Origin of the sequence: Paenibacillus sp. KS1 (assembly GCF_001680695.1) — a bacterium.
GTDB classification, from domain to species: domain Bacteria; phylum Bacillota; class Bacilli; order Paenibacillales; family Paenibacillaceae; genus Paenibacillus_B; species Paenibacillus_B suaedae.
In genome coordinates this window covers 15,701-29,212 of record NZ_MAIS01000082.1, presented here as the reverse complement: position 1 = coordinate 29,212, position 13,512 = coordinate 15,701, and the positions used below count along the sequence as shown (strand labels likewise).

At 46.6% G+C, this 13,512-nt stretch carries 11 protein-coding genes and 1 riboswitch; all 11 genes read right to left on the bottom strand.

The window, feature by feature from the left end:
* Window positions 1-169 precede the first annotated feature (169 nt).
* Window positions 170-1,600: an ethanolamine ammonia-lyase reactivating factor EutA gene (gene eutA / locus BBG47_RS22055; protein WP_065293519.1), complete on the bottom strand. Its 1,431-nt coding sequence runs from the start codon at window positions 1,598-1,600 to the stop codon at window positions 170-172.
* A gap of 173 nt (window positions 1,601-1,773) precedes the next feature.
* A complete protein-coding gene (locus BBG47_RS22050) occupies window positions 1,774-3,198 on the bottom strand; it encodes a sensor histidine kinase (protein ID WP_065293518.1) in 1,425 nt (474 codons plus the stop codon).
* Window positions 3,191-3,763: an ANTAR domain-containing response regulator gene (locus BBG47_RS22045; protein WP_005549809.1), complete on the bottom strand. Its 573-nt coding sequence runs from the start codon at window positions 3,761-3,763 to the stop codon at window positions 3,191-3,193. Before BBG47_RS22045 ends, BBG47_RS22050 begins: the two co-directional genes overlap by 8 nt.
* 77 nt (window positions 3,764-3,840) lie before the next feature.
* Complete coding sequence (locus BBG47_RS22040; protein ID WP_065293522.1) at window positions 3,841-4,272, bottom strand: EutP/PduV family microcompartment system protein; 432 nt, start codon at window positions 4,270-4,272, stop codon at window positions 3,841-3,843.
* A 12-nt stretch (window positions 4,273-4,284) separates the two neighbouring features.
* Window positions 4,285-4,641 carry a BMC domain-containing protein gene (locus tag BBG47_RS22035; protein ID WP_021252539.1) on the bottom strand — a complete coding sequence of 119 codons (357 nt, stop codon included), beginning with the start codon at window positions 4,639-4,641 and terminating at the stop codon, window positions 4,285-4,287.
* Window positions 4,642-4,836: 195 nt separating this feature from the next.
* Complete coding sequence (locus BBG47_RS22030; protein WP_065293517.1) at window positions 4,837-5,979, bottom strand: 1-propanol dehydrogenase PduQ; 1,143 nt, start codon at window positions 5,977-5,979, stop codon at window positions 4,837-4,839.
* Between the two features lie 387 nt (window positions 5,980-6,366).
* Window positions 6,367-6,518, bottom strand: a riboswitch (adenosylcobalamin (AdoCbl) riboswitch).
* 112 nt (window positions 6,519-6,630) lie between these two features.
* The gene (locus BBG47_RS22025; RefSeq protein ID WP_254659890.1) at window positions 6,631-7,947 is read right to left on the bottom strand and encodes an alpha/beta hydrolase family protein; all 1,317 of its coding nucleotides are present in this window, start codon (window positions 7,945-7,947) and stop codon (window positions 6,631-6,633) included.
* Window positions 7,948-8,088: 141 nt separating this feature from the next.
* The gene (locus tag BBG47_RS22020; RefSeq protein WP_065293516.1) at window positions 8,089-8,547 is read right to left on the bottom strand and encodes a DUF3021 family protein; all 459 of its coding nucleotides are present in this window, start codon (window positions 8,545-8,547) and stop codon (window positions 8,089-8,091) included.
* Between the two features lie 12 nt (window positions 8,548-8,559).
* A complete protein-coding gene (locus tag BBG47_RS22015; protein WP_065293515.1) occupies window positions 8,560-8,997 on the bottom strand; it encodes a LytTR family DNA-binding domain-containing protein in 438 nt (145 codons plus the stop codon).
* 215 nt (window positions 8,998-9,212) lie between these two features.
* Window positions 9,213-12,383, bottom strand: coding sequence for a collagenase (locus tag BBG47_RS22010; RefSeq protein ID WP_254659889.1), 3,171 nt, complete (start codon window positions 12,381-12,383; stop codon window positions 9,213-9,215).
* A 409-nt stretch (window positions 12,384-12,792) separates the two neighbouring features.
* Window positions 12,793-13,251, bottom strand: a complete 459-nt coding sequence (locus tag BBG47_RS22005) for a GNAT family N-acetyltransferase (protein WP_065293514.1) — start codon at window positions 13,249-13,251, stop codon at window positions 12,793-12,795.
* Window positions 13,252-13,512: the final 261 nt, after the last annotated feature.

Genomic DNA, 13,512 nt, shown 5'->3' with positions numbered 1-13,512 from the left:
TCAAAAAGTTCGGTTTTCAGCACCGAGAAGATTGTGAGAACTCGAAGAAAGAGCAGCGCAGTGTAGTCAAGACTACATGAGCAGCGGATTTCGAGAGTGAACGCAATGTTCGATGCCGAGTTACTACCAGTATCACTTCGTGATCAAAATCGAAATTTTTGAACCTCCTCTAATGAAATACGAGGGTTTTAATGACGACTGGCAGCACCTTGCCATTCGCAATCGGCTTGCCGATATCGATATAGTCGCCGTTATCAACCACAACACTATCGATGCAGACAACATCCTTCTTGTAATCAAGCAAGGCGTACAGCGTCTGCCCCAGCACCTTCGCCATGTCGTGATGGACGATCACGATGAGGGGATAATCCCGCTCCAGCAGCTCGGACATGCCTTGATATAGCCCTTGCGCATATTTCTGAACCTCTTGGAAGCTGGGGCTCTTCTTCCCTTCCAATGCGATCGCAACCCGCTGCAGATCGTTGTTCAGCTTGAACCAATTCAGCTTGTCGGCAATCGCCTGCGCCAGCGTCCCACTGCTTCCCGACTCATCTGCAGCAGCAAGCTTCAGAATCGGAATATTCTTAATCGGGAAGCTCTCTTCCGTGTACGTAATCGTGCTGCCGCTAATTTCCGTCGTATGAGATCCTGCTCCAACTACGGTTGCTCGGATGGTCTCAGCTGATCTCGCCACTGTCATCTGCGTCGTAAGCGGAGATGCTGCGATGGCACGGCCGAGCAAGATGCCGATGTCACCGTACTGGAACACATCGCCCGTCGCCTCTTCATAAATGTAGTCCGCGACGCCGCCGGAGAAAGAAATGCACGGAATCGAACGATCCAGCTTGATCCCTTTATTCGTAATAATCGTGTTATAGAAGTCGCCAGTCTGCCTCAGGCCAACACTCTCTTCGAGCAGCTTGACCATCTCTCCGATAATCGGCTCCAAGTCGGCTGGAGTAACTTGCTGTCCGAGTGCGAGCTTAATGCCTCTCCGCTCTGCCAGCTGCTTAATTTTCGGTGCAATGTACGTCACTTTATGTGTGGCTTGATCCACCTTAATGAGTCGTCCACCGATATCAAGACAGCCTGTATCGATGAGATCGCCGCTAGCGAATAGCGCCAGATTGCTCGTACCTCCGCCAATATCGATATTGACGATGGAAGTCGAATGCTCCTTGGAATACGTATGGGCACCTGCACCTTTCGCAGCGATAATGCTCTCCAGATCTGGACCAGCCGTCGCAACTACGAAATCTCCAGCGAAACCGCTTAGCGACAGAACCGCTTCGTTGGCATTGTCTTTGCGAGCTGTTTCCCCCGTAATAATGACGGCGCCTGTCTGAATATCTTCCTTGCGAATGCCAGCCTTCGCATACTGCTCTTCAATAAACACCTGAATCTGCTGCATATCGATGCGATTGTCCTCCATTACAGGCGTGAAGCAAATATCGCTTCGATATACAACTTCTTTGTCCGTAATGACCAATCGCGGCACTGTGAAGGAAGATGCCATGTTCTGAATGTGAAGCTTCGATAACACAATCTGTGTCGTAGAAGTCCCCATATCGATGCCTACACTCAGCAATTGTTCTTCCACTTTCCTCACCCCCACCGATTGATTTCCGTGTAATTCCACTGGGCATAGTTCCTGTATCGCATCACGATACATTCGAACAAAAAAAGGCTTAAAGCACCACTTCCGATTCACACCGGATATGGTTGACTTTAAGCCTCTTTGCTTCTAAAACTACGCCCTTGTAGTTCGAATATTTATTTTTTGAACGTAAATGTAACAGCCGTGCCTTTATCACTTGATGCAATCGTGAGCTTCCCTTTCAGCTTATCCTTCACATAGCTGCGAACAATCGACAGCCCTAAGCTCTTGCGAGAAGTTTCTTCTACCACGAATCCTGTTCCGTTGTCTGCAACAACGACGGTAACAAGACCTCCTTCAACTTGCGCCGTGATCGTGATTTCACCAGACGTACAATCCTCGAACGCATGCTCATAGCTATTGTGCAGCAGCTCACTTACAATCAGCGCGATATCTACGGTACGATCACTATCTAAGCAAATACTGTCCGTTGAAGAGATGTTCACACCGACAGCATGGCAATGGACGAAGCAGCGCTCAATGTTCGATGCTATGAGCCGTATGACATCGAGCAGATCTACCTGAGCATCGATTTCCGTTGATAGCAATTCATGAGTTGCCGCAATTGCCAATACCCGACTGACACTGTCATCCAGACATTTCTTAGCCTCGGGGCTCTTGCATTGTCGGCCTTGAATGCGCAGCAGGGACGCCACCGTCTGCAAATTATTCTTCACCCGGTGGTGAATTTCACGAATAGCTACCGACTTCGAGATGATCTCTGCTTCCTTGTCCTTAATTTCGGTTACATCGTGCAGAATGACGCCTACGCACAGATCCTTCTCCTCAATGAATAGCCGCTTTACTTGGAAGTAACGGCCCGCAGCCTTCACATCTGTCGTCAATGGACAACACGGCGAAGATGAATGCTGCTTCATCACCTCGGAGAACATCGTCTGATCGAGCGACAAATTGTCATAATGCAAGCCTTGTATATCCTCCAAATAACCAAGCTGTCTATAATACGCATCTGCCTGCTTATTTTTGAGCTTCAAAAATCCATGCTTGTCGAACACGAGAACAGCGTCCTCCAACTGATTGATAAGCGAATCCTTGAAGCGAAGCATAGCCGTCAGCATAGAAGACATCTCGCCATCTTCATACGGCGCTCCCGCCATATTGAAGTGAGCTTGAATATTGTCACTCACATCTTTTTCATATATGACGACCGCGATGACGCCATTTTGATTTTTCATCGGATATACGGTCTGCCGAACAAGATGATTCTCCTGCGTGTTGGCAACGAGACCTTGTGACATAATGCCAGTCTCCAGTGTTCTCAGAACACCCGGCTCATTCTCGCGCAGCGCCTTCTCTCCCATAACTGGACGCTCATACAAGGACTGTCGTTCGCTCGGACGGCGATGATATACGACGATAGCCTCGTTCGATACACTGGACAGTACATCAATGAACACATCGTCTTGCACCTCGGTATGTTCAAAAGACTCCGCAATTTCGCATATCCACGCCATATCCGATTCAGACAACCCCGTATGGAGTCTGCACAGCTGCTTGATTCGTTCTTTGAAATCAATCATAGGACATGACGATCGTGGTTGCGATTTCAATCATCGGACACCGTCTATCCATACTTAATTTGCGCAGGGTTTGATAGGCTTCCTCTTCGGTATAGCCATTTTCCTTCATCAAGATCCCTTTCGCCTTCTCCACTGCTTTGCGCTCTTCCATCTTCTGCGTCAGCTTCGATAGATTCTGCTCCAGCTTGCGTATTTCCTTGCCTTTGGCAATGGTCACTTCCACCATGGGAATGAACGACTTTTCATCAAGCGGCTTTACCAGATAGCCAAGCGCACCGACAGCCGAGGCTTTCTCGATAGTTTGCTTGTCGCTGAAGGCGGTCAGGAGAAGAATTCCTCCTGCCAGCTGCTCTGATAAGATTCGTTTACTAGCCTTGAGCCCATCGAGGATGGGCATTTGAACATCCATGATGACGAGGTCAGGCAGATGCTTCTTACATAATTCGATGGCTTCAAATCCATCGGAAGCTTCGCCTACTACATTGTAGTCCGCCTCTTCGAGCATCTCACGAATATCCATTCTTGTAATAGGTTCGTCGTCGACTATTACAATTTTTCCATTCATGTGTCATGCACCTCATTGTCTGCCGTTATTTGCTTGTCTATTGGTATTGCGCCTCTTGTAATAATAGAATCAGCCGTTTACGCTTCCAAGTATTGCTGAAGCGCCTCCACTCCCACATTCTCTATCGTCGAGACTTCAAATATCTGTTCCACACCAGCCGCCTGCAGATGAGCTCTCGCTTGTGCGATTTGCTCCTGCGACTCGGCCAGTTCCACCTTCGTCACCACGCCGATGACCGGCTTGGCGAATACAGTTGCGAAGGCCGGTGGGAAGTAGCTATCTTCCTTCGTGCAATCTTGCACAAGCCCGATTACGTCAGCATCTACGCTGGTTACGAGCAGCATCTTGTATAAATATCGGTTCTCGATGCACTCGCCCGGCGTATCGATCGCTTGGTCGAAGCTTTCAATCGCTTGCGTCTTTTTATAGGCAATTTCTTGACCGTGCAGCCATTGGCACAGTGTCGTCTTGCCAGAACCGGTACTTCCGGCGAAAATAATTTTTCTCATCAGCTTCTTCACCTACGTTCTCGTTATGTTCGCAGCAGTTGAGAAGCCTAAAATATTTTGAAGTCCAAACAGCACTTCACTTATAGCAGATTCGACAGAGGATACATCGCCTGTAATGACGAGTGATCCGCTGAAGCGATCGACGAAGCCGATCTGTACGCCAGCCGCCTTCGTCGCGATATCCGCTGCAATAATGGAAGCCTCGCTTGGTGTTATCGTCATGACTCCGATTGAATCATGTGCGTCATTCCCTAATCCCAGCTTCTTATAGATATCAGGGTTCGGATTCGCGATAATATGAGCCAGCGTGACCTGTTTACCAGGCACGTACTCTTGGATAACGCGTTGTTTCTCAGTGTGTTGCTCCATACCATCATCTCACTCTCATGTCAGAAACACGTGAAATTGCTGTAAAAAAACATAAAAGCCCCTTAAAAGTTCACACAGGAATTTTAAGAAGCCTCTTTGCTTGGTTTTGTATGCAACACGCCGTTGTGTTACCTTTACTATATTTTAATACTGCAAACGTTGTCAATACACATTCAGACAAAATTCGACGCAAACCTACGATTGAAACATTTTGTTCAAAATTTCAGCCACATCTCCAGTTGTTGGTACACGAGGATTCGTCGCTGTGCAGCCGTCTTTCAACGCACCTTCAGCAATCGACTCTCTCATTTCGTCCAGCAGCGCCTTCTCAATTCCGCATTCCTTCAGCGTCTGCGACATCTGCAATTGCTTCTGCAGCTGCTTGATAGCTTGCACCAAGCTGCGTACACCGCTCTTCGGATTCGGTGCGGATAGACCCAAGCTTTTCGCGATTTCTGCATAGCGAACCGCTGAAGCTGTGCTCTCTTCCCTGCCATAGCCTGGCTTATAATTCGCATTGAATTCAATAACATGCGGGAGCAGCATCGCATTCATGCGGCCATGCGCAATTTTGAATTTGGCTCCAGCGACATGCGCAATGCCATGGTTAAGCCCCAGCGAAGTAATATTAAATGCCATGCCCGCAATACAGGAGGCATTATGCATCTTCTCACGTGCTTCTAAATCTCCACCATCCTTATATGCACGTGGCAAGTAAGCAAACACCAGCTTAATTGCCTTCTCGGCAAGCGCATCGGATATATCATTCGCTTTTGTAGACACATAAGCTTCAATCGCATGCGTCAATACATCCATTCCAGTATCTGCCGTAATGAAGTCCGGCACACTCTTAACCAGCTCCGGATCCAATATCGCCTCTTGCGGCAGCATATCATCGGATACGAGTGGGTATTTAATGTTCTTCTGTTTGTCGCTGATTACCGAAAATGATGTCACCTCGGAGCCCGTCCCGCTTGTCGTCGGGATTGCCACGAATGGAATCTCCTGCTGGTTCAGAAGCTTCTGCGCAAACAGCTTCATCGCCTTAGCCGCATCAATGGCAGACCCGCCGCCAATTGCAATGATTAAATCTGTGTTGAACGCACCCAATGCCTCAACACCTTCGGTTACGATTTCAACAGGAGGATCAGGTACGATATTGCTGAAAATATATTGCTCATTGCTCTCATGCAGCCGATCGAATACCATGTTGATCATCCCTGACTTGACCATGAATGGATCGGTAACGATGAAAATCCGCTTATTACGCCATTCCATCAGACGATCCAGCGCGCCATGCCCCATATAGAGATCGGCTTTGATCGAAAGTTTATCCACGTAAAGCACCTCCAACGAGTAGTTGCAACAAAAAAAGAGGCCTCTCAAAGGGATGGATCCCTTCAAAAAGCCTCTTTGCTTGTTATGTCGTGTGCACGCCATTGTGCAACTTATCATTCAATTATCATCTATACTGTACATCGTAACGCAAACAGGCGTCAACCTCAATATAATCGAGTTCATCATTACGACAAATCTGTATAAGAAAAAAGGTGGGACATGCACATCATTGTGCATTTGGTTCTTCTTCGTTGAAAAACGTCCCGCTTGCCCAGCTTGTACATCTTTGTATTTTCGGCGGCGACCACCAGGCTGACTCGACTGCGTTGTCGACAGCCTCCAAGAAAATATAAAAAAGCCTAGCGAGGCGCAATCGTCACTAGACTTGTAAACCAGTCACTTTCGCCTCGAAATGACTGGCCTGGCAAAGTTACTAGACAAAAGACCTGACTTAAGACCGAGCATTCGGCCTATCACAGTGGCGGGACCGCGTTGGATTTGCACCAAACTTCCATCGTCTATAACTTCTTCTATTGTGCATGACGTGAATGGGTCATCCATTCGACAATTATTATAGCACAAACAATCTGTAACGCAATATGAAAAAAAGATAAAAGTTGAGGATCGAAATAGTTAAGAGTGATTTGCCCGTCAATATGTCCCGGCAGATGTGAAGCTGCCCTGCCCTTTGAGATAGCAATCGAAAAACTGTACTAGAATATGATTCATCGTTTCAAGACAGTAATAGGGATCAATCTCCGCCACCCTGCCGCCCTGCAGCATATTGGATATTAGCGGGGAAATGAGAGACAGGTCGGTAAGACTCATATGCTCCGCTCCTTGGAAATGGACGGTATGCACGACTTTACCGTTTTTATCAATAACCTTGTTAGCTGCATAAGGGGATTTGCTGTTGTGCTGTAGGAGCTGTACCCACACACCGTCAGAATAGATATTAAGAAGTGGAGTCGTATAGGGCTGGTTGCTTGCCGCAAAATCATCGGTCTCCTTGTTGTATATGAGCTCGCCAAACATTGGGGCATCGATATTGACAACGGCGCCAACATCATCACGCTCCCTGCCAAGCCTCATGCTTGCCGCTCCACCCATAGAGTGTCCGAACAGACCTATTTTCTGGGTATTCATCAGCTGATACACCTTGTCACTGCTCGTTTTTGCTTTTCCTAAAATCGTATCGATTACAAAATTCATGTCATCCGTACGCAGCTTCATCCATTTTTGAATAAGCCCATAGGTTTGCTCTACCGTATATCTGCCCATGTTGCTGTCAATGACTTCCTGCATAAAATTCCAATCGGTGAATGTTTTGTTTCCGTCATTGGATTCCGTATAATAAGAATGATACGGATGATCGATAGCGCATACTACGTACCCGTGGCTCGCAAGCTCCATATAGGCTGAGATATTGCTTCCTTTGCTGCCGAATGCACCATGAGAGAATACCAACAATGGATAGGTACCGTTTGCATGTTCAGGATACCAAAACTCAACATTGACGTGCCGATTTTCTCCTGTGTCTGTAAATTGTTCGATACGATTTTTATCAACATAGGTATATGATGCGGTTGCGACTTGATACTTCCCCGTAATTGGGGGCAAATGATACTGCGGAAATACGAGAGCAGGAGTTACAGCAATGACGACGAGCATAAACATACCAACTGCATTCCTGATAACGCGGCCGCTTTTATATTCTTTGTGTTCCTCTTTGCTGCGTATGAGCGTCCATACTCCAAGTAGCGCCCAGACAAGCAGCAGCAGTCCAAGTCCCATCCAACGGAAGCTCCACTCAATGACCGAAGCCAATGTGAAAATTAGGAATGCTGCAGAAGCGCCAATCCTTATCAAAGCTTTGATCTTTTTCTGATATGACTTTGTACAAATGCGGAATACTGCAAATGATATCTCACAAACTGCTGCAATAATCAATATGATGTTTCCTATCATCCAAATCCAAGCCTCCTCTGCTTCATTCGTGCAGCATCAGCATACATAACGATTGGTGCAGAGTAAATATGAACGACACTATGCTGTATGAATAACAAAGTAAGCTGTAAAAAAGACGAGGTAAGCTGCTGCCTCCCCGTCTTATTGTTCTTCATCATTTTTTAGTTTTTGTAGCTTCTCATTGATTTCCATTGCGACCTTCCTGTCACTGCTCCATTCAAGCCAACGGACAAGCAGGGAGATAATTGCGATTTCAAATGCGAGTATCATTGTGTTAACTACTCCCGTTACCCAGCCCATCCAATTCGTGAAAATAAGCAACACTATTTCCAAGATCACAAAATGGATCAATATTCGCAACCGCATTCCCTTTTCGCTTATATCATCAGCAGAATAATAGAACATAGGACTTGGCAAGACACCCACCAAAGCGCATATCATGATTGCGTATATATGATGGAAACCGAGAGAAAATATCGAAGCATCCGAGCCGTCTACCCAAATATTTAGATGATTCAGCAGGGTGATGAATATGACAATGCCTGCAAATACAAGCAAGTAATTTCTTACAAAGCTTTTTACAATCTCTGAAACATTCATGTTCGTCCCTCCCTATAGACCAAGCATCGATTTCAGAATCGGCACATATTGACGCGACACCATAACCGTCTCTCCATTATCCATTCTCGCCTCGAACCTGCCGCTGATAGACGGCCTGATGTACGATATTTTCGCGATATTGAGAATACTAGATTTCGATGCGCGGAAGAACTTCTTCCCCTCGACTACCTGTTCGAGCTCGTACAGCTTCTGTTTCGCTTCAAACACCTTATCCTTGCAATACATAAATACCTTGTTATCCACCGATTCAAAATAGTACACATCGCTGAGCTTGATTTGGTGAATCGTATCCTCATAAAAGCCCATGAGCATCTTATTTTTTACTTTTATCCGACTTATCAAACTCATGATTTCATCAGTGACTTCATGACATCGTATAATAATTTCTTCTTCCTTCTGAATATCGATTTCTTCGATTGATATTTTCATAGCTATATCACCGCCTATTTGCCCCTTTTGTCTGTCATCGCTTGTCTTTTCCGTTTCCTTACATCAAACTCACTCTACTAAGTATAATTGTGGTTCATAAAATTGGAAATCACAAAACACTTGATAAATGAAAAAAGCGTGCCGCTCATTTAAGAGTGACACGCCTCACCATTAACCTACATCGGTAACCGACTTATAGCCAACGAAATTCTATATTATTTAATTTGGAGCTTGTAGTGAACATCCTCATCGGCAAACTTGTACACATATAAATGATACCGGCCAGGCTCCGCCTCGACTTCTCCCTTCATGAAGTTGCCGTCCTCGTCGACAGGATACAGAATCTGCTCATTATCGCTTTCGCGGTACAACACCCAATTCACGTGATCGCCAAGCTGCTTCTCCAAGGCAATGTTCAGCGCCCTCGGTTTGTCCACGTCAATGACAAATATGTCCTGCTGGTCGTCACTTTCGAGCGTTCCCATGATCGTCCGGCCAAATGGTACCGGTCCGTTAGCCATGTCTAGCGCATCATTCGGTTCAGTCTCCTCGAACAGAGAAAGCTCTGATTCTGGCTGTTGCTGCCCTTCCGGCTTAACTACCAGATTATAAGTCTGATCTCCTTCCGCTATCGCATATACATGCAAATAATAGGTTCCCGGCTCATCAACCGAAATGGAGCCAGCTAAGCTGTTCCCTTCTATTTTAGTCGGATAGGCCTTATAATTGTCCTGGTCAGACTCGTGGAAAAGCACCCAGGCAACCCCCCGCTCCTGCGCCGATTCCAATTCGATCATCCATTCTCCCGCCTGCTTCGCGTCAAAACGGTAAACATCCAACGCATCTGTATCACTCACTTTACCGGATACAGATTTTCCTGTACCGTCGAGCCGGATGGCTGTTTTCCATGTGTCGTTTGGTTCACGATCCGTAACATCTGGTTGTCGATCCCCATCTTTGTTCCCGCTGTTACTATTGTTGCCGTTCCCGGAATTGGTACCGCCGTCTGGCAATACAACATCCTTGCCACTGTCTGTCCCTTCAGGAAGCTTGCCATTGAACACAACGTCATATACAAAATTGCCTTCATCATTAACACGATAATTGGTAAAGTATGCGGTAACCGTTTTGAATCCATTCCACGGCTTATCCGATAACGTATGCAAGAAGCCATCCGTCAGCTTGTTCATTGTCTGCCAGTCTTGTTCGATTCCTGCGGAAGCCCCTCCGACATACGTGCCGCGCAGTTCGAACGTCTGGAACAAGCCAGAATTGCTTTTCTTAACGCTTCTGTTGCGAAGTTCAGCCACATTCGTGATCTCATCGTAAATTTCGAGTTCCGGCTTCTGCTCCACCGCTTGTAAATAGTCGTCAGATACGAGCGGTGTCGACAATTCTTCATAGCGGGCAACCGCCTCGTCGATAGAGCGCTGGTATGATTCGTTCGTGCGTGCATCGCCGCTTATGGACGCGAGCTGCTGCTCATAAGCATTCGCATCATTGTACCGGATGGCACGATGAATCCGATCCATCGCATTGAAGTCATGATGATATAAATAGTCGTATAATGCAAAGGAATAATTATAAAATTGCCATGATCCATATTTTGAATTTACGGTATCCGACACAGTGAAGCGCTGCCCCGGCTCGTCACCAACCAAATAGCCGACAACCGACTTGCGGGGCTTAATTCCCTCCATTCGCGTGGCGCCAGCGAAGAATTCGGCTCCGCCTTCATCGAACCATTGCATGCGTCCGCCTTGATACAACGGCCCTTGTCCAAACTGGCCCGGCACCTCAAAGCGTGCTTGCAAATAATGGGTAAACTCGTGCCGGAACAACTCCTCCAAACTATAAATACTTTGATTTTCCGTGCGATCATACGTAAAGAAGGTACCTACCCCTTCGATATAAATACCGCCGTTTTCCGTGTCGTACCCGTACAAGAACTTGTTCATCTTGTATTCATCCGGACTGTTATAAATGACGATCGTAAGTACATCGTCTGCATTTCCCGCCTCTAATGGCTTGTCATTGCCGATGACCCGGTGGAATTGGGCCTTCACTTCTTTCGCCGCCCAATATAAGCGTTGAAGCTGCTCTTGGGTCAATTGGCCCCCCGCCCGGAACACTATCTGGCCATCATCGAATTCAACCCGCTGCGGTAAATAATGTTCCTTTCCGCGCTGCTTCAGTTCGTCGATATCAACCCGGTTGCCATAAGCGTCCTTCTCATCGTAATTCCGTGCAATCTGATCTGCTGCTACGAAATAGAACTCCCCAAGCTTCGGCTGCGTCTGCATAACGTCCGTCAGCACCCGGTTCGCTTTCTCCGGATCGCTATGATAATGCCCGAGCGCGCCAGAATAGTAAATTGCATTGCTGGTCAGCCATTTCTTATCCTCTGCTGTGGAACCTTCGCTCCCCAGACGGAATAATTGCTCCAAATATCCGTCTATATTGCCTTTGAATTCGGCCTTCTGATCCGGCTCGGTCATGCGATACATCAAAACATACCCGACGCCCTGGATTACGTCGTAGAAGGCCTTTCCAGATAAGAAATTACCTCCTAATTGCTCTTGGCGATCAGTAAAGTCTGACAACAGTCCGGTCAACCGGTTGACGATATACGTATCAACTGTGACGTTGGAAATTAGTCTTCCCGTTGCCGAAATAACTGAATGCTGCACTTCATTTCCCCAAGTAAAAGACGGGTTATCAATAATCGCCTTTATAGCAGGCAGCATTTTCTCACGGAAATCCAGCTCATTAAGGCGACTCAGCTCCTTATTGTAATACCCCAGGTATACACCAGAACGCAGTACCTCTACCAACGTTGGAATACCCTTCATATCCTCAGTTGTAAATCGTCTTCCGCTCTCCTCCAGCCGATCAATGATCGCTTGCATGCGATTTTCGTCCGCATAAAAACGTCGACTATCCTCATTTAATTTGAACAACTCAGGAATCTTTTCCCAATCAATGCTTACCAGCAGATCTGTAAGCTCCTCATACGACAGTGCATTCAAATCGGCCATGCTGTATGTCGACTGCTCGCTTATGCTCTTTACAGCCCGGGCAGGCGGCTCCGGGATCCCTGGATCTTCAGACTGTTCCGCCATCGGCAGTCTTCCTTCCATGTCGGACGGCAAATCAGATCCAGAAGGTTCTTGCTGTGCGATCACATTGTGAATTCCAAACTGAGCGGCATCTTCCCGAACCTGCAATCCTCGCTCCTCAGCTGCTGCGAAGCCCGCTGTACTCCCCGTCGCGACAGTGGCCGCCAACAAAATCGAAGTCCACTTCATCCATGCTCGTTGTTTCCTCTGCTCCTTCATCTCTTGTTTCTTCTGTTTTTTCGTCATTTGTTTCATCTGTTGTTTCATCTGCAGTTATCCCCCATGTGTATATTGGTGTACGTTCACGATAGATGAACGATAAACCTAATATCGGCGTCACACAGAGCTACAGTCATGCAGCTAAATTCCTGTTTTTCTTTACGCATAGCACTTTCGACTCAGCAACATCTTCCCAGAATTAGGACGAATACCATACATATTCGAATCTCGCAAACCTTTACAAGGGCGCTTTCACCCATTTCATCACGATTGTCGAATTTTGCAAGTAATGAGGCGACCACTCTAAAATAAGAGCATACAAAATCAGTTTCCTTTTCATCAAACTGGGAAAACACCCATTGAACATCCATTGAATAAATCGTTTATTCCGGGGATTTGAGAGGGATTCTATCTCTTTTTAGCAAAAATAATGGGCAGCTCTCCGCTGCCCTTTCAATTAATATGTTAGATTTTTCCTGTATATTCGTTTATAACCACCTTCCAGCAGCGGCGCTGATTCTACAAACTCCCAACCTTGTTTCTCGTAAAATCCAATATGATTCGTATTCAAGTATAAACTGTCATATCCGAGCCGCTTTGCCTCTTGAACAACATATTGTTGAAGCGCAGCCGCGACTCCTTGTCCCCTTGCTGCTTCCGTCACATACAAGCTCGCCAGCCATGGGTACAAATCTTGACGACGCTTAAAATCATTCATCCATAGCGATACCGTACCTACAGGCTGCTCATCCAGCAAAGCCACGAACGTCATCGGCACACGGTCGACATGGACATGATGGTCTGTCGCGTACTTGATCGCTTCGTACGGCTTATCGCTTGCCCATTGCTGCCACAGCCAATGACTCACCTGTTCCAGTAAATCCATTCGGTCTTTCAAATTGATAATTTGCAGCAAGATCGTGGTCCCCTTCCCTTTTCACGAATTCACCAGTTATATGTACTCCTTTATTTCAGCTCTATTTTCCGTTATCGTACCAAATCTACGAATACGCGGACAACCCCTATTTTCACGGCAACTTAACGACAACAAAATAGATGTGGATTAAGGAAGAAAAAAATGGATTGACCTTGCAAAAAACTGTATGCTATGCTCTATAGCAATTAAGCATTGAAAGGGTGACCTCAAGCCAATGATCTACTAATCCGATTCCGCATA

Bases quoted from the DNA above. Each gene is read 5' to 3' on its own strand.
- BBG47_RS22020 (WP_065293516.1), bottom strand. From the start codon at position 8,547: ATGAATGTTTCAGAGATTGTAAAAAGCTTTGTAAGAAATTACTTGCTT.
- BBG47_RS22025 (WP_254659890.1), bottom strand. From the start codon at position 7,947: ATGATAGGAAACATCATATTGATTATTGCAGCAGTTTGTGAGATATCA.
- BBG47_RS22035 (WP_021252539.1), bottom strand. From the start codon at position 4,641: ATGGAGCAACACACTGAGAAACAACGCGTTATCCAAGAGTACGTGCCT.
- BBG47_RS22050 (WP_065293518.1), bottom strand. From the start codon at position 3,198: ATGATTGATTTCAAAGAACGAATCAAGCAGCTGTGCAGACTCCATACG.
- BBG47_RS22010 (WP_254659889.1), bottom strand. From the start codon at position 12,383: ATGAAACAACAGATGAAACAAATGACGAAAAAACAGAAGAAACAAGAG.
- BBG47_RS22015 (WP_065293515.1), bottom strand. From the start codon at position 8,997: ATGAAAATATCAATCGAAGAAATCGATATTCAGAAGGAAGAAGAAATT.
- BBG47_RS22040 (WP_065293522.1), bottom strand. From the start codon at position 4,272: ATGAGAAAAATTATTTTCGCCGGAAGTACCGGTTCTGGCAAGACGACA.
- BBG47_RS22045 (WP_005549809.1), bottom strand. From the start codon at position 3,763: ATGAATGGAAAAATTGTAATAGTCGACGACGAACCTATTACAAGAATG.